The following is a 16,609-nucleotide window of genomic DNA, read 5'->3' as shown; positions in this document are numbered from 1 at the left end:
ATCGTGACGGCGCCCCGTGCCGCGGCTGCCGCCCCCAGGTCCGCCGCAGAGATCGCCCCGTCAGAACCCATGCCCGTCCGTCTCCGTGTCAACCAGCGTCGCACGTGCGACCCGAGCGAGTGTACGACAAGCGCCGCACGGGAGGCCGGTGCCCGGCCGCGCCGGGAAACCGGTGTCGCCGTTGCTACCCTGCACCCGGCTCCGGGCGTGCACTCCCGCCGGTTCCGGAGCCGGTCGCCGACGCCCCGGACGCCCGACGCCGGGGGCGAAGATCACTCGGACAGGACCACGCATGACCGCACCGACGCGCGGCCAACAGCCGCCCGCGGAGACGGTTTCCCAGCACCGGGCCTCCTTCGGGCACCGGCTGGCGACCGCCTTCCGCAACGCCCTGCCCGCGCTCGTCGGCTACGCCGCCGTCCGGGCCGTCGGGCTGGTCACGCTCTGGCTCTGGGCCCGCGCCACCGGGGCCCGGCCGGCCGCGCTGCTCACCGAGTCCGACGGCGTGTGGTACCTGCGGATCGCGCGCGAAGGCTACGACGGCTACGCCCGGGTCCAGAGCGACATGGCCTTCTTCCCCCTCTACCCACGGGTGGTCGGGGCGCTGGAGCCGTTAACCCCGCTCGGCGCGCGCGCCACCGCGCTGGCTGTCGCCGCGCTCGCCGCGCTCGCCGCCGCGTGGGGCCTGTTCGCCGTCGGCGAGTGGCTGTACGACCGTCGCGTCGGCATCCTGCTCGCCGTGCTGTGGGGCGTGCTGCCGCACAGCATCGTGCAGAACATGAGCTACAGCGAGGGGATCTTCACCGCGTTCGCCGCGTGGTCCCTGTACGCCCTGCTGCGGCGCTCGTGGCTCCTCGCCGCCGTGCTCAGCCTGTGTGCCGGACTGACCCGGCCGACCGGCTCCGCGCTGCTCGCCGTGGTCTGTCTCGCCGCGCTGATCGCGGCGCTGCGCCGCCGCGACGGCTGGCGCCCGTGGGCGGCGCTGGTGATCGCCCCGGCCGGCTGGCTCGGGTACCTGGCCTGGGTCGGCCGGCAGACCGGGCGGCCGGACGGCTGGTTCCACATCCAGGACGCCGGCTGGGGCACCACCTTCGACTTCGGCGCCGACACGGTCCGGGTGGCGCAGCGGGTCCTGGCGCAGCCCTCGGCGCTGACCATGTACGTGGTGACGCTCGTGGTGCTGATCGCCCTGGCGCTGTTCGTGCTCAGCGCCCTCGACCGGCAGCCCTGGCAGCTCCTGCTCTACAGCGGCCTCATCCTGCTCACCACGCTCGGCGCGGCCGGCTACTACCACGCGAAGGCGCGCTTCCTGCTGCCCGCGTTCCCGCTCCTGCTACCAGTCGCCGTCGCGCTGGCCCGGGCCGGCTGGGCCCGGGCGGTCACCGTGCTGGCCCCGCTGCTGATCCTCTCCGCCTACTTCGGCGGCTATGTCCTGATCATCTGGAACCGGTCGCCGTGACCGCCCCGCTCAGCTGCTGAAGGGCCGCACGTCCCAGAGCCACACGTCGTCGACCTGGCGGCCCGGCCCGTACAGGGCGTCGAGCACCACGCGCAGGTCGTCCTGCCGGCGGTGCTTGGGCAGCGCCACCGCGTCCGCCCGCCAGTAGCGGGCGTCGGCGCGGGCCTGGGCGACCTCGGCCGGCGTCACCGCGGTGCCGCGCTTGCCCTCCGCGACCAGCGTGAGCAGCTTCGCCGTCGGCTGCGGCTCGACGCCCCACCGCCCGGTCGGGTCGTCCTTGGACGTGGGAGCGAGAAAGTAGCCCTGCGGGACCGCGAACTCGGCCAGCGCGGCCGAACCCCAGTAGACCGAGGTCATGTTCGCCACCGGCACCGGCACCAGGGTGCGGCCGGGAGCCACATGGTCACGCCAGGTGCCGGCGGTGACGAAGTCCGGCACCGCGGGACGGCCCTGGGCCGGCAGCGGGGTGGGCAGGATCGGCACCAGAGCGGCAGCGACCGCGACGGCCGCGATCCGGGCCGGCAGCCGGTCCCCGGCGCGCGCGAGACGCGCCACCCGGTCCAGAGCCAGCGCCAGCAGGACACCGACGGCCATGGTGGTGATGAACCCGAAGCGGGCCACCACCACGGCGTCGAAGACCGGAAGGTGCTGCAGCAGCGCGAACGGCGCCGGGATCGTGGTTCGCTCGGTGCCCCAGGTCCAGGTGGTGCCCATCGACAGCAGCGCGCACACCACGGCGACCAGGGTCAGCACCCGGACGGTGATCTCCCTGCGCAGCCACCACGCGGCGGCGACCGCCACCACCACCAGCGACCAGCCGTAGAAGCTGACCTGCTCGGTGGTGTTCGGGCCCCACCCGCCGGCGCTGGTCGGGCTGCCGGCGATCGACTCGGTCGCGTAGCGCACGTAGGAGCCGAGCTTCAGGGCGTACACGTCGGGGCCGCCGGGGTGCCCCATCCGGTGCTGCGGCCCGAAGAACTGCATCCACAACGGGTACGCGGTGACGACAGCGACCAGCGCTCCGGCCACCCCCAGCCCGCCCAGCAGCCGGGGGGCGCGCCGCAACGCGACCTTCGGCGCCAGCGCGAGATGGGCCAGCGCGGCGAGCAGGCAGCCGAGCGCGAGCAGGAAGAGGATCTCCACGCTGATGAAGAACTGTGCCGCGATCAGCGCGCCGAGCACCAGCCCGTCCCGCAGCACCCGACCGCCCCGGGCCAGCGCCAGCACCCGCCAGCCGATGAGCGGCACCAGCCACTGCGCGGTCATGTGCGGGTGCCCGTTGCTGTGCGACACCAACGCCGGCGCGAACGCGCAGAACAGGCCGCCGACGAACGCGGCGGCGCGGGACCGCACCACGTGCCGGGACAGCACGTGGTACCAGGCGTAGCCGGTGCCGACCAGGTTGAGCGTCATCAGCAGCACGTACGCCGTCGGGGCGCCGAACAGCAGCGTCACCGGCGACAGCAGGATCCCGGGCAGCTGCATGCCGACGTTGGTCATCAGGTTCACGCCGTCGGGGGCGTTCTGCGCGGTGGTGAAGAACGGGTTCTCCAGGTGCCGGACCGCGTGCGCCGCGTACGCCAGCATCCACTCGTTGAACCCCTGGTCGTCCGGGCGGCTGCCGAGCAGGCGCCCGTCCGGGTTGCGCCACCCGCGGGCGGTCACCAGGAGCGCCCAGGCCAGATAGATCGCCGCGACCACGGCGTCCCACCGGCTCCACCGCCGCACCGGCCGGTCACCGGCCCCGTCGCCGGCCTCGGCGCGGCCGCCGTCGTCCGTCGCGGTCTCCGCCGGCTCCGGCGCCCGGCTCACCGCCGTGTCGCCGGGCGAACTGTCGCCGGGAGTGGCCGCAGCGGGGTCGGTGGGACGGGTGTCCGGAACGGTCATGAGGCAGGAGTTTACGGCCGCACGGCGTCGTCGCCCGGCACCCCCCGGGCCGCCCGCCCGGCGCGTCTCCACGGCCTGGTCAGCGCCGCGTCGAGCGCCGCCACGGCCAGCACCACCAGGCTGATCCGCAGGTAGATCGCCTCCTGGATGCCGAACCGGCTGTACTCCCCGGCGGACAGCATGAGGCTGGCGAGCACACTGACCAGGCTCACCACCACACCGAGCACGCCGGCCAGGACGAGCCACGGCCGCCGGCGGACCGCGCCGGTGAGCACGCACGCCAGCACCATCGCCACGACGGCGCCGGCGAGCAGCGGCAGCACCAGGCCACGGCGCGGGTACCAGACCTTCTCAACCGCTTCCGGCAGCATCGACACCGGGCGGCCGTACGTGTGCAACTCGGTGCTGCCCAGCGCCATCGGCAGGATCCGGCCGACCATGATCTCGCGGTAGTGATCCGGCTCGGCCACCGCGTACCGGAAACCGATGGCCATCTCGTGCTCCTCGGCCCACCGCTGCAGCTCCGGGCAGTTCGCGTACGCCTCGGAGAACTTGCGGACGTTCCACCGCCGGACCAGGCTCGGGTCCTCGATCGCCACGCACCGCGGCATGCCGAGCTCACGGTGGTAGACCTGGCGCATCTCCGGGTCGCGCTGCACCTCGACCATCAGCCGGTAGAGGAACGTCTCGTCGGTCTGCGAACGGCCCGAGGCGCTCCACTTGGCGAACGTCTCGTCGGTGGGGCCGAGCAGCGCCGCGTTCCAGCCCAGCCCGGCGCCGATCGCGACCAGCGCCACCACCGCCGCCCAGCGGTGCGGACGGCTGCGCCACGCCAGCACCGCCAGCACCGCCGGCACCAACGCGATGAACAGCAGCATGTCCTGCCGGACGAACATCCACCACACGGTGACCACTACCGTCGCGGCGAGCAGCGGCCACGACCGCCGGCGCACCCAGAGCACCAGCAGGCCGAACGCGAGCAGGCCGAGGCTGATGGACAGCGACTCGGCGGTCAGCGTGTGGTCCCACACGTAGACCGCCCGGGTCAGCGCCAGCACGAACAGCGCGACCCCGGCGCAGACCCGGGTGGTCGTGCCGCGCAGCAGCGTCCACAGCGCCAGCACGAGCACCACCCACGCCGCGGTGCTGATCAGGGCCTGCGCCCACGCGCGGGCGGGATCGCTGCCGGCGAGCGTGTAGAGCAGCGGGGTGCCCCACAGGCGCGGCGCGTGCCCGGTGAAGGAGAGCGTCGCGGTCGGGTTCGGCCCGTCGAGCAGCCCGGCGTACGACCGGGTGTCGAAGGTGCGGAACGCCTCGGCCCGCGCGGCGATGCTCAGCCGGGCGGCGACGAACGCGACGACCAGCCCCGCGAGCACGAGCTGCGCGGGGCGCGGCCGGGAACGCGACCGCCGGGCAGCGGACGGCTCAGCCGGCTCCTGCGGGCGCTCTTGAACGACCGACGACTCGACCATGACGGGATTTCCTCGCGCTCGTGCCGGCCTTGTCGGCGTCCAGAAGCGGAATGCCCCGATGTTAGCCTGGATCGCCCGCGTGGGGGTTCCCCTCACCGGCCGGCTCAGCCGGTTCCGCGGGGCGCCCACGGACGCCGCCCCGGTCGGACGGACAGTCAATCGGAGGGATCACCCACATGAAGGTCGTCAGCATCGTTGGCGCCCGGCCCCAGCTGGTCAAACTCGCACCGATCGCCGCGGCGTTCGCCGCCACGGAGCACGAGCACGTCATCGTGCACACCGGGCAGCACTACGACGCCGACCTCTCCGACGTCTTCTTCTCCGGGCTCGGCATTCCCGACCCGGACGTGCACCTGGGTATCGGCTCCGGCAGCCACGGCGTGCAGACCGGCAAGACGCTGGCCGCCCTGGACCCGGTGCTCGCGGCCGAACGACCCGACTGGGTGCTGGTGTACGGCGACACCAACTCCACGCTCGCCGGGGCGCTGTCCGCGGTGAAGATGCACCTGCCGGTGGCCCACCTGGAGGCGGGGCTGCGCTCGTTCAACCGCCGGATGCCGGAGGAGCACAACCGGGTCCTCACCGACCACTGCGCCGACCTGCTGCTGGCGCCCACCGAGGAGGCGGTGCGCCACCTGTCGGCCGAGGGCCTGGCCGCGCGTTCGGTGCTGGTCGGCGACGTGATGGTCGACGTGTGCCTGCGGGTACGCGACGCGGTGCTGGCCGGTGACCAGCCCCGCCCCGAGCTGCCGGCGGGCATCGACCCGGACGCGCCGTACCTGCTGGCCACGCTGCACCGGGCGGAGAACACCGACGACCCGGCGCGGCTGGCCGCGCTGGTGGGCGCGCTCGCCGAGCTGCCGGTGCCGGTCGCCCTGCTGGCGCACCCGCGCCTGCTGGCCCGGGCCGAGGAGCACGGCATCAAGCTCGGTGGCGGCGCGCTGCACGTGGGCCGGCCCCTGCCGTACGGCGGCATGGTGGCCGCGGTGCTCGGCTCCGTCGGTGTGGTGACCGACTCGGGCGGCCTGCAGAAGGAGGCCTACCTGCTGGACCGGCCCTGCACCACGCTGCGCCCGGAGACGGAGTGGGTGGAGACGCTCGCCGACGACTGGAACCGGCTGGTGCCGGACCCGTCGGCGCTGGGCTCCGCCGGCTGGGTGCAGACCGCCACCCGGGCCCGGCCGTCCGCCGCGCGGGGCAACCCGTACGGTGACGGCCGCGCGGCCGAGAACGTGGTCCGGGTGCTCGCCGAGCACGCCCGCTGAAATCGGACCGGCCCGCCGGACGCCGTCGCGATCGACGGTGTCCGGCGGGCCGTTTCCGATGGTGCCGCGGACGGCGTCAGGCCGCCGCGGTGAGCTGCGCCAACGGGGGCGGGTCGAGCGAGGTGGTGGCGACCACCTTCGGGAAGCGGCGGGCCAGCCGCCAGCCGAGCGTGATGGACAGCGCGTCGGAGGCCACGATCAGGTCGACCGGGTCGCGCTCCAGGTCCAGTTCGGACAGCCGCTTGTCGGCCAGCCGGGACAGCACCAGCGGGCGCACGTTCGAGTACGCCTTCATGAACACCCGCTTGTGGAACGCCCGGCTCAGGCGCTCCTGCCGCCGGCTGAGCCCGCTCGCCGGGCCGCCGCCGGCCAGCCGGCTCAGCCCGCGGGCCACTCGCCGGGGCCCGCTGGTGACCACGATCCGCTCGGTGCGCAGCAGCGGGTGCCGCTTCTCGGCGGCGCCGAGGGTGAACAGCCGCACGTTGGGCCGGCCGGCCAGGTCCGCCCAGTTCGTGTCGCTGAGGACCACCACGTCCAGCCGGGCGCCCTCGTCGAGGAGCCGCTCGGCCAGCGCCACGACCTTCTCGTGCGGTTTGTGGTTGAACGCCAGCAGCAGCGCCCGCGGCGTTCGGGGCGCGCCCACAGTGGGCGGCTGGTTCCCGGTTGCGTCGTCGAACGTCACGATGCGATCCTTCCCGCCTCGATCTTGCGCCTGACCATCGAGCGCAGCCTGGCCTCCAGCGGGGCCGTGACCGCCTGCCGGGTGAACGTGTCGGCGTGCGCGCGCGCCTCGGCACGCTGCTTCGCCGACATGTCCCGGGCCGCCTTGCCTGCGGCGATCATCGACTCGGCGATGTCGTGCACGTCGAGGCTCTCCGGGTTGAACCAGAGGGGATAGCCGGCCAGCACGTCCTGCGCGGCGATGCCGGGCGCGTGCACCGAAACGATCGGGCTGCCGCTCGCCATGTACTCGAAGATCTTCCCGGAGGTGACGTACCGCGCGCCGCCGGCCAGGAAGACCAGCACGTCGCTCTCCTGGTAGACCCGGCCGACCTCGGTCTTGGAGACCGGGCCCCGGTAGTGGATGCCGTACTCGGGCAGCGCGTGCCCCTGCTCGCCCTCGACCAGTCCGAGCCGCGCGATGAGGTCGGTCTTGCCCTGCTTGAAGTAGCCGAGGTGACCGTGGATGTTCAGCTCCGCGTCGGCCAGGTCGGGATGCCGCCGGGCGATCTGGAACGCCTCGGCCAGTTGCTCCACCGGCTGGGTGCTGTTCATCGTGCCGAGGAAGCCGAAGCGCAGCGGACGGTCGCGGTCCGACTCGGACGGCGGCGCGGGCGCGTCGAGCTGGGTCAGCAGGTCCGGGTCCCAGCCGTTGGGGACAACCATCATCCGGTCCGCGGCGTTCGGGTAACGGTCGGCGTACCAGGACAGCAGCGGCTGGTTGACGAAGATCGAGGCAGAGGCGTCGCGCAGGATCCGGCGCTCCCAGCGCCAGGCGGGGTGTCCCGGCTCGTACCCCGGCTCCTCGGTGAACATGTTGAGCGTCCAGGCGTCGCGGTAGTCGACGGCGAACGGCACGCCGGTGGCCTTGTGGATCATCCAGGCGGCGGCGAACGAGGCGAACGGGTTACCGGTGGCGAGCACCACGTCGAAGCGCCGCCGGGCGTGCATCCGCAGCGCCTTGCGCACCGACGCCAGCGCCCAGGACAGGTAGTGCTCGGGGAAGAACTTCTTCAACCCGAAGTTGTAGAGGTTGCGGGCCAGGATCGGCGACATGCCCCGGAACCGGCCGTAGGCGTGCAGGTCACGTTCCCAGGCGAAGTGGCTGATGTTCGGCCGCTCCACCTGGATCGACGGGTGCACGGTCTCGGCCAGCTGCTCGTCGACCGAGCCGATCACGCGGTGCAGGAACGACAGCGGCGACGCGAAGGCGGTCACATCCCAGCCGTGCTCGGCGAGGTAATTCGCGGTGGCCCGGGCCCGGTACACGCCGCTGGCCCGCGACGGCGGAAAGTAGAAGGACAGGTACAGGATGCGCGGTCGGCGCGTCGGGCGCGTCATGAATTGTCCCCCTGGGCGGAATCCGGGTCGGGTCGGTTCTGGCCATCGGTCGCCATTCCAGAGTAGTCGTAGCTGAAGCAGACCCTCGGGCTCGCGTGACCGCGTCGACGCTCGAGCAGGCGCACGGCGTACGGCATCGCCACCGGATCGGTGACGACGAGCACATCCACCGGGGAGCGCGAACAGGCGCGGGCGAGAAGCCGGTCACGCTGGTCGCCGCGCATCCGCACGAACGCCCGGTGCGCCGGGTCGGCGAGGCGCCGCTGGAACGCCCGCTCGGCCCGCTTCGACACCTTCCGCAGCGGGCCGCGGCCGATGGTCCGCAGCAGCTTGCGGGGCGCCTTGTACAGCGCCGCCTGCTCGACCCGGTCGGCCGGCAGCCGACGTTGCAGGGCGGCCAGGTCGATCACCCGCACGCCGGTGGCGAACGTCTCACGACTCCAGGGGCCCATCTTGTCGACCACCACGGTGGCAGCGCCCCCGTCGGCGATCACCTGGCGGGACTCCTCCACGACCGCGCGCCGCCGGACCGACCCGACGGACAGGAAAAGGACGTGCATCTCACTCCATCAGCTGCGGCGCCCGGCGTCAGACCGCCGGGTCGGCCTCGTCGGAGAACCACAGGCGGCGGTGCGTCTCGGCGACGGCGGCGTAGCCGTACCGGTCGGCGAGCGCCTTACGGGCGTGGGCCGGTTCGAGGTCGTCGGGGAACCGGGACCGCAGCCGCCGGTATCCGGCGACGATCGTCTCCGGGTCGTCTGTCACGTCGATCATCTGACCGGCGGCGTCCTCGATGCCGGCCAGCGTCCGCTCCGGACCGCCGCACCGGGTGACCAGGACGGGCAACCCGGCCGCGATCGCCTCGATGACCGCCACCCCGAAGGTCTCGCGGCGGCTCGGGTGCACCAGCAGGTCGTGCTCCCGCATCAGCTCCAGCGCCCGCTCGGGCGGGACCGCCCCGGTGAACGTGACAGCGTCTGCCACCCCGAGCTCGGCCGCCCGTGCGGTCAGGCTCGCCAGCAGCGCGCCCTCCCCCACCAGCGTCAGCGTCAGGGCCGGGTCGTCCTGCCGGCACCGCGCGAACGCCTCCAGCAGCAGCGGTACGCCCTTGAGCTCGGAGAGCGCGCCGACGAACAGCCACCGGCGCAGCGCGGTGATCGGCGTGTGGCGGGGCCGGTCGAAGGAGATCGGGTTGGCGATCGCCCCGATCCGGTCCGCGTGGTGCGGGAACGCCTCGACCAGCGGGGCACGGACGCCCTCGCCCACGGCGAGGAAACCGGCGCACCGGTCGAGCACCTCGTCGTACATCTCCCGGCCACGGGCGGTCTCGAGCACCTTGTCCAGGAAGCTGGCGTGCTCGGTCACGTAGACCCGGGTGTCCGGTCCGGCGTTGCGGATGGCCGCCCAGCCGCTGGGCAGCCCGACGTGGGCGTGCACGACCGGGGCGGTGAGCGGACGGCCGCCGAGGGCCGCGCGCAGCGCCTCGTCGTGCCGGTCGGCGATCTCCGCGTGCCCCAGCCCGCGGGGCACCGGCACCGGCACGTAGACCAGGTCGGCGCCGCCGACGGTCGGGGTGCGGTGCCGCGCGTGGCCGAGCAGGACGCGGTGGGCGTCGCGGACCCGGCGCTCAGCCGCCGGATCGAGGGCGGCCACCCAGGCGTCGCAGTGATAGACGGTCATCCGGTCGGAAACCGGTGCGGTCGCGTCGACCATCGCCTGGACGAACGAGCCGCGGAAGGGCAGTTCGCGGGTCGGGAACCAGGGCGTGATGACGACGACGTCCCGTGCAGAAGTTGCCGGCACCCGAACCTTCCTCGCCGCAAGTAGGGACCGCGCCACGTTAACATGCACGAACCGCGCTCGCCGACCACGCGGGTCGGCGTTGCGGCGCCCGCCTCCGCGATCGGAAGGACCCAGCCCAGATGGGCAGCAAGCTCGCAACCGGCGTGCTCCGTCGCGTCACCGCCCCCCGGGTGGTGCGTCACCGCGCGGCGGCCCGTCTGATCCACGGCCTGGCGGCCGCGCCGCTGCTGCCGGCCGGCGCGCGGTCGTCGCTGGCCCGCCGCCTGCGCGCCGGAATGGTCCGGGCCGGCTGGCCGGCGGCGGAGTCCCGGGCCGCGCTGGCCGCGGTGGCCGCCGGCGTGGGCCCGGCCGCCCGCGCCGACCTGCTCGCGCAGGAGGCCGCCGACGAGATCGCCGAGGGGCGCACCCCGGCCCACCTGACTGCCGCCGTCGAGGCCGACCTGGCCGAGGCGGACCGGGCGTACGCCCGGGGGGACGGCGAGGCGGCGGCCCGGCGGCTGCACCGGGTGCTGCACACCCAGTTCCACCGGGTGATCCACTTCGACCAGCTCGGCTCGCCGCTGGTGGACGATCCGGCGGCGTTCCTCGCGCCGCTGCACGGCAGCGCCGTGGGTCGGGCGCTGCTGACGCCGCGCGGCCGCCGGCAGCCGGCCGCGCCGCCGCCGACGGACCGGCCGCAACGGGTGCTGCTGCTGCTCAACGGAAGCGCCCACTTCGTGCAGGCGATCCGGGAGCGCTACGCCGCGCACCCCGGTGTGGAGCTGCGCTACGTGCGGCTGGACGACGACCCGGTGGCCGGGCCGCTGATCCGGGCGTCCAGGCGCATGACCGCCGAGGCGCTGCTGCGCGACACCGAGTACGGCAGGCAGGTCGAGGCCTGGCTGCGGCCGCATCTGGACTGGGCGGACACGGTGTTCGTCGACTGGGCCGTGGCGACCGCTGTCATGGTCGGCCTGGTCGATCCCGGCGACACCCGGGTGGTGGTCCGGCTGCACAGCTACGAGGCGTTCGGCAGGTGGCCGAACCTGATCGACTTCAGCCGGGTGGACGACGTCGTCTTCGTCTCCGAGCACCTGCGTGACTTCACGCTCCGGGTGGCGCCCGGGCTCACCGGCGCGCACGCGCCGCGTACCCACGTGTTGTGCAACGCGATGGACCTGGCGCCGTTCGCGCGGCCGAAGGACTCCGCGGCGCGGTTCACGCTCGGCCTGGTGGGCACCAGCGCGGTCGCCAAGGACCCGCGGTGGGCGGTCGAGGTGCTGCGGCTGCTGCGCGCCACCGACGAGCGGTACCGCCTGCTGCTGGTCGGCGGTGGCATCGACACCGGGCTCAGCCGGGCGGCACGCGACTACGCGGCCGAGCTGGAGGCGGAGCTGGCCGAGCTGGCGCCTTCCGGCGCGGTGACCCGGCTGGGCCACACCGACGACGTGCCGGGGGTGCTGACCGGCGTCGGCGTGGTGCTCAGCAGCTCGGTGCGGGAGAGCTTCCACTGTGCCGTGGTGGAGGGCGCCGCCAGCGGCGCGGTGCCGGTGGTGCGGGACTGGCCGTTCTTCGCCGGCGGGGAACACGGCGCGCGTACCGTCTTCCCGGCCGACTGGGTGGTCGGGACGCCGGCCGAGGCCGCCGCCCGCGTCCGTGCGGTCACCGCTGACGAGCAGGTCTGGCGGGCCGCCGGCGAGGCCGCGGCCAAGCACGCCGCGGCCACCTGGGACTGGTCGGTGAACGCACAGTGCTTCGACAGTCTGCTGGGGATCGACGGGGTGTGACAGGGCCCGGCCGGGCATCGGTGACGCCCGGCCGGAGCCGGTGTCAGACCGAGGCCGGCTGCAGGCCGCGCCCGTCACGGTCGGCGGCGGCCGGGCCCACGGCCACGGTACGGCCGTCGGAGGCGGCCTCCAGCAGGGCGGCGGCGACCTGGACGGTACGCAGACCCTGCCGCAGGGTGACGATGTCGCTCTGCTTGCCCTCCACCGCGTCGCGGAACCGCTCGTGCTCGACCAGCAGCGGCTCCCGCTTCGGGATGGCGTAGCGGACCATGTCGCCCTCGGCCACGCCACGGAACGCGCGCAGCGCCTCCCACTCGGTGTCGATGGCGGCGTTGGCGTAGAACGTGAGGTCGGCGGTGAGCGTGTCGGCCACGAAGCAGCCCTTGTCGCCGGTGACGACAGTGGACCGCTCCTTGAGCGGGCTCAGCCAGTTGACCAGGTGGTTGACCATCGTGCCGTCGGCGAGCTGACCGACGACAGCGACCATGTCCTCGTGCAGCCGGCCGCTGCGCGAAACCGTGCGGGCGGAGACCGAGGTGTACTCCTGGCCGGTCACCCAGGCGGTGAGGTCGATGTCGTGGGTGGCCAGGTCCATCACCACGCCGACGTCGGCGATCCGGTGCGGGAACGGGCCCTGTCGCCGGGTGACGACCTGGAACACCTCGCCCAGCTCACCGGCCTCCAGGCGGGTGCGCAGGCTCTGCAGCGCCGGGTTGTAGCGCTCGATGTGGCCGACTCCAGCGACCAGGCCGGCGGCCTCGAACGCCTCGACCAGCCGGGTTGCCGCGTCGACGGACTGCGCGAGGGGCTTCTCGATCAGCGCGCAGACGCCGTTGGCGGCCAGCTCCATGCCGATCGGCTCGTGCAGCGCCGTCGGGCAGGCCACCACCGCGTAGTCGACGCCGAGGGCGAGCAGGTCGCTCAGCTCGGGTACGACGGGCGCGCGCAGCGTGCCGGTCACGTCGCCGGCCGGGTCGACCACGCCGACCAGCTCGACGCCGTCGAGGTTGGACAGCACCCGGGCGTGGTTGCGCCCCATGGCGCCGAGGCCGATCAGTCCGGCCCGCAGCTTGCGTCCGCTCACTGAGCTCTCCTTCGCGCTCACCGGGCACCGCCGGCCAGGTTCGCGCCCTCGGCGATCCGCTCCAGCTCGGCCTGGCTCAGCGACGGGTGCACCGGCAGCGAGACGACCTCGGCGGCGGCCCGCTCGGTCTCCGGCAGGTCCCACGGGCCGGGCGTGCCGGCCTCGGTGAGGTAGGGCTTGAGCCGGTGGATCGGGGTCGGGTAGTAGACCGCGTTGCCGATGCCCAGCTCGGTGAGGCGGGCCTGGGCGGCGTCCCGGTCGCCCCGCACCCGCACCGTGTACTGGTGGTAGACGTGCTTGGCGCCGTCGGCGACCGGCGGGGTGACCATGCCGGTGATCGCCGAGTCGAGGTACTTGGCGTTGGCGCGGCGCTGCTCGGTCCACTCGCCGAGCTGAGTGAGCTGCACCCGGCCGATGGCGGCGGCCACGTCCGTCATGCGCATGTTGGCGCCGACGATCTCGTTGGCGTACCGCTGCTCCATGCCCTGGTTGCGCAGCAGCCGCAGGGTGCGTGCCAGCTCCGCGTCGGCGGTGGTGATCATGCCGCCCTCAAGGGAGTGCATGTTCTTCGTCGGGTAGAAGCTGAAGCAGCCGGCGGTGCCGAAGGCGCCGACCGGGGTGCCGTTCAGCTCGGCGCCGTGCGCCTGCGCGGCGTCCTCGACCACGGCGAGGCCGTGCTGCTGCGCGATCGCCATGATCCGGTCCATCGCCGCGGGGTGACCGTAGAGGTGCACCGGCATGATGGCGACGGTCTTCGGCGTGATCGCGGCGGCAACCGCCTCCGGGTCGACGCAGAAGCTGCCCGGCTCGATGTCCACGAAGACCGGCTCGGCGCCGACCAGCCGGACCGCGTTGCCGCTGGCGGCGAAGGAGAACGACGGGACGATGACCTCGTCGCCCGGGCCGAAGCCGAGCGCCATCAGCGTGAGCTGCAGCGCGGAGGTGCCGGAGTTGACGGCGACGCAGTGCCGGCCGGCGACCAGGTCACCGAACTCCTCCTCGAACGCGGCGACCTCGGGGCCCTGCACGACCCGGCCGCTCCGCAGCACCCGGACGGCCGCCTCGATCTCGGCTTCGCCGATGATCGGCCGTGCGGGGGGAATGAACTCTGGATGCGGCCCGGCCATGGGGCTTCCTCCTGTCGACGCGTGGTTCATGGGAGACATTTCGGGGGATGGTACCGCTCTGTCAGGAAAACAGCCGGGTCGCACTGATTGTCCGACTGGATGTGACCTTCTGTTCATGATCGACGACGACCCTCCGGGGGCGACCCGGGTCAGACTTCCACCTCGTCGCGCACAGGCCCCACGCATGCTACCCGCAGGGCGGCGACTATCGCGGCCGCCATCCGGGGCACCTCGGCGGGCTCCAGCGGGGCCCGGGAGATCGCCATCCGCCAGTAGACCGGCCCCACGATGAGATCGACGGCGGCGCGCCGGTCGGTGTCCGGGGACAGCTCGCCGCGCTCGACCGCCCGGCCGATCAGGATCCGGCCCACCGCCTGCTGGTAGTCGTCCAGGGCGGCCTGCAGCTTCTCCGCGATCTGCGGGTTGCGGGCCGCCTCGGCCAGCAGGTCCGGGATGATCTGCGCGGCCAGCCGGTGACGCAGCGCACGCGCCATCACGTGCAGCAGGATCTCCAGGTCACCGAGCAGGCTGCCGGTGTCCAGCAGCGGGATGTTGCGGCCCGCCACGGCGGAGACCATGTCCAGCACCAGGTCGAGCTTGGACCGCCAGCGGCGGTAGATGGCGGTCTTGCTCACACCGGCCCGGCGGGCCACCGCCTCGATGGAGAGGCGACCGTAGCCGACCTCGGCCAACTCCTGCATCACGGCGGTACGGATGGCGCTGGTGATCTCCCCGCGCAGCACCGCCGCGCCGGCCGGGGCACGCCTCTTCTCGGTCGTCACGTGGAACAATGTAGCGCAACGACGGTACGGTTGCGTCCCGACGTTCGGTGGACTACCTTCCATGCAGCAGCGAGGCGGCTCCTCCCCGCCGGGCCACGCTGGATCTGTTCACCGCACTGCTCCCCATCAGCACGAAAGATCGGAGCGCCTGATCATGGCCAACACCGCGGTGGCCGACCCCGAATCCGGACTCACCCGGGCCCAACTGGCCCGGCGGTACGGGTTGCGGGTGGCCGGGGAACGACCGCCCCTGGGCGAGTATGCCCGCCGTTTGTGGGCGTACCGGCACTTCATGACCGCGTACTCGCGGGCGAAGGTCGCCTCCTCGCTGAGCAACACACAGCTCGGGCAGCTCTGGCAGGTGCTGACACCGCTCACCAACGCGGCGGTCTACTTCCTGATCTTCGGCGTGATCCTGTCGCAGAGCCGGAACGTGCCGAACTTCATCGCGTACCTGTGCACCGGCGTGTTCATCTTCATGTTCACCCAGACCGCTGTGTCGAACGGCACCAGCGCGATCACCGGCAACCTGGGCCTGATCCGGGCGCTCCAGTTCCCCCGGGCCGCGCTGCCGATCACCGTCACCCTGGTGCAGCTCCAGCAGCTGCTCATGTCGATGGTGGTGCTGGCCGCCATCGTGCTGTTCACCGGCGAGCCGGTGACCTGGCGCTGGATCCTGCTCGCCCCGACGCTGCTGCTCCAGTCGATCTTCAACGTCGGCCTCACCATGATCATGGCGCGGATCGGCTCCAAGGTCACCGACCTGAAGCAGATCATGCCGTTCGTGATGCGCACCTGGCTGTACGCCTCCGGCGTGCTCTACCCGGTGGCGCTGTTCCGCCAGCACCTGCCGCACTGGGCCGCGAGCCTCCTGGAGTGGAACCCGCCACTGGTCTTCATCGAGCTGGCCCGCTTCTCGCTGCTCGACTCGCACCAGGCCAACCTGGTCAGCTCGCCGCCGAAGCTCTGGGCGCTGGGCCTGTTCTGGGCGGTCGTCATGGGCATCGGCGGGTTCCTCTACTTCTGGCGCGGAGAGAAGGAGTACGGCCGTGGCTGAGCAGACCCTGCCGCTGAACGCCGGCCCGGTGACCGACTCGGGTCGCATCCCCACCGTCGTGGTCGACGACGTGCACGTGATCTACCGGATCCACAAGGGAGCCAGCGGCGGCACCACACCGGTCTCCGCGCTCAAGCGGATCGTCTCGCGCACCAAGGCGCCGAACATCCGCGAAGTGCACGCGGTCAAGGGCGTGAGCTTCACCGCGTACCAGGGCGAGGCGATCGGCCTGATCGGCAGCAACGGCTCCGGCAAGTCGACGCTGCTGCGGGCCATCGCCGGGCTGCTCCCGCCGGCCCGCGGCGCGGTCTACACCAAGGGCCAGCCGTCCCTGCTGGGCGTCAACGCCGCGCTGCTCAACGACCTGTCCGGCGAGCGCAACGTGGTGCTCGGCTGCCTCGCCATGGGCATGCACCCGGACGAGGTCAAGCGCCTCGCCCCGGAGATCATCGAGTTCTCCGGCATCAACGAGCGCGGCGACTTCGCCTCGCTGCCGATGCGCACCTACTCCTCCGGCATGGGCGCCCGGCTGCGCTTCGCCATCGCCGCCGCGAAGAAGCACGACGTGCTGCTCATCGACGAGGCGCTGGCCACCGGTGACCGCAAGTTCCGGTCCCGCAGCGAGCAGCGGGTCCGCGAGCTGCGGGAGAGCGCCGGCACCGTGTTCCTGGTGAGCCACTCGATCGGCTCGATCCGGGACACCTGTGAGCGGACCATCTGGCTGGAGAGCGGCGTCCTGAAGATGGACGGCCCCACCAAGGAGGTCTGCGACGCGTACGAGGGCCAGAAGTAGCCCGCCGGAGCGCACCGGTCCCGGGATCGCCCGGATCGGTGCGCTCCGCCGTC

14 protein-coding genes are annotated in these 16,609 nt (G+C 73.0%); 5 read left to right on the top strand and 9 right to left on the bottom strand.

The genetic code is table 11. The features are described from left to right. The first annotated feature begins 292 nt into the window (after positions 1-292). A complete protein-coding gene (locus tag AMK25_RS07960) occupies positions 293-1,459 on the top strand; it encodes a hypothetical protein (RefSeq protein ID WP_073827478.1) in 1,167 nt (388 codons plus the stop codon). Between the two features lie 9 nt (positions 1,460-1,468). Here the strand turns inward: AMK25_RS07960 and AMK25_RS07955 are convergent, their stop codons facing one another. Next, positions 1,469-3,346 (bottom strand): hypothetical protein, encoded by a 1,878-nt coding sequence (locus tag AMK25_RS07955; RefSeq protein WP_073827477.1) that lies wholly within the window; start codon positions 3,344-3,346, stop codon positions 1,469-1,471. Between the two features lie 11 nt (positions 3,347-3,357). Continuing rightward, a complete protein-coding gene (locus AMK25_RS07950) occupies positions 3,358-4,818 on the bottom strand; it encodes a hypothetical protein (protein ID WP_073827476.1) in 1,461 nt (486 codons plus the stop codon). A gap of 176 nt (positions 4,819-4,994) precedes the next feature. Between AMK25_RS07950 and wecB the strand changes: the two genes are divergently transcribed. After that, positions 4,995-6,083: a non-hydrolyzing UDP-N-acetylglucosamine 2-epimerase gene (gene wecB / locus AMK25_RS07945; protein WP_073827475.1), complete on the top strand. Its 1,089-nt coding sequence runs from the start codon at positions 4,995-4,997 to the stop codon at positions 6,081-6,083. Positions 6,084-6,159: 76 nt separating this feature from the next. Here wecB and AMK25_RS07940 read toward each other — a convergent pair whose 3' ends face one another. Genes AMK25_RS07940 through AMK25_RS07925 form a run of 4 tightly spaced genes read right to left on the bottom strand, consistent with a single transcriptional unit; the run spans position 6,160 to position 9,947 of the window. Continuing rightward, positions 6,160-6,765 (bottom strand): hypothetical protein, encoded by a 606-nt coding sequence (locus AMK25_RS07940; protein WP_073827474.1) that lies wholly within the window; start codon positions 6,763-6,765, stop codon positions 6,160-6,162. Further along, positions 6,762-8,144 carry a glycosyltransferase gene (locus tag AMK25_RS07935; protein ID WP_073827473.1) on the bottom strand — a complete coding sequence of 461 codons (1,383 nt, stop codon included), beginning with the start codon at positions 8,142-8,144 and terminating at the stop codon, positions 6,762-6,764. The genes AMK25_RS07940 and AMK25_RS07935 overlap by 4 nt, the downstream gene beginning before the upstream one ends. Next, positions 8,141-8,704, bottom strand: coding sequence for a hypothetical protein (locus AMK25_RS07930; protein ID WP_073827472.1), 564 nt, complete (start codon positions 8,702-8,704; stop codon positions 8,141-8,143). Before AMK25_RS07930 ends, AMK25_RS07935 begins: the two co-directional genes overlap by 4 nt. A 28-nt stretch (positions 8,705-8,732) precedes the next feature. Next, the gene (locus tag AMK25_RS07925; protein ID WP_241826280.1) at positions 8,733-9,947 is read right to left on the bottom strand and encodes a glycosyltransferase; all 1,215 of its coding nucleotides are present in this window, start codon (positions 9,945-9,947) and stop codon (positions 8,733-8,735) included. Between the two features lie 119 nt (positions 9,948-10,066). Here AMK25_RS07925 and AMK25_RS07920 point away from each other — a divergent pair, with 119 nt between their 5' ends. Beyond that, a complete protein-coding gene (locus AMK25_RS07920) occupies positions 10,067-11,713 on the top strand; it encodes a glycosyltransferase (protein WP_073827471.1) in 1,647 nt (548 codons plus the stop codon). Positions 11,714-11,756: 43 nt separating this feature from the next. On the opposite strand, the gene AMK25_RS07915 is transcribed toward AMK25_RS07920, so the two are convergent. The 3 genes from AMK25_RS07915 to AMK25_RS07905 all read right to left on the bottom strand — a co-directional run bounded on the left by AMK25_RS07915 (position 11,757) and on the right by AMK25_RS07905 (position 14,706). Further along, a complete protein-coding gene (locus AMK25_RS07915) occupies positions 11,757-12,797 on the bottom strand; it encodes a Gfo/Idh/MocA family protein (protein WP_073827470.1) in 1,041 nt (346 codons plus the stop codon). 17 nt (positions 12,798-12,814) lie between these two features. Beyond that, positions 12,815-13,924, bottom strand: coding sequence for a DegT/DnrJ/EryC1/StrS family aminotransferase (locus tag AMK25_RS07910; protein WP_073827469.1), 1,110 nt, complete (start codon positions 13,922-13,924; stop codon positions 12,815-12,817). A gap of 149 nt (positions 13,925-14,073) precedes the next feature. After that, complete coding sequence (locus AMK25_RS07905) at positions 14,074-14,706, bottom strand: TetR/AcrR family transcriptional regulator (RefSeq protein WP_043325115.1); 633 nt, start codon at positions 14,704-14,706, stop codon at positions 14,074-14,076. Between the two features lie 154 nt (positions 14,707-14,860). Between AMK25_RS07905 and AMK25_RS07900 the strand changes: the two genes are divergently transcribed. Together AMK25_RS07900 and AMK25_RS07895 are read left to right on the top strand one after the other, a co-directional pair. Further along, positions 14,861-15,763 (top strand): ABC transporter permease, encoded by a 903-nt coding sequence (locus tag AMK25_RS07900; RefSeq protein ID WP_073827468.1) that lies wholly within the window; start codon positions 14,861-14,863, stop codon positions 15,761-15,763. Then, on the top strand, positions 15,756-16,556 hold the full coding sequence (locus AMK25_RS07895; RefSeq protein WP_073827467.1) for an ABC transporter ATP-binding protein: 801 nt from the start codon (positions 15,756-15,758) through the stop codon (positions 16,554-16,556). Before AMK25_RS07900 ends, AMK25_RS07895 begins: the two co-directional genes overlap by 8 nt. Positions 16,557-16,609: the final 53 nt, after the last annotated feature.

Origin of the sequence: Micromonospora sp. TSRI0369 (assembly GCF_001905625.1) — a bacterium.
Classification (GTDB): domain Bacteria; phylum Actinomycetota; class Actinomycetes; order Mycobacteriales; family Micromonosporaceae; genus Micromonospora; species Micromonospora echinospora_A.
Note: the sequence above shows the minus strand (reverse complement) of the source record. Positions and strands in the feature narration are given on the sequence as shown.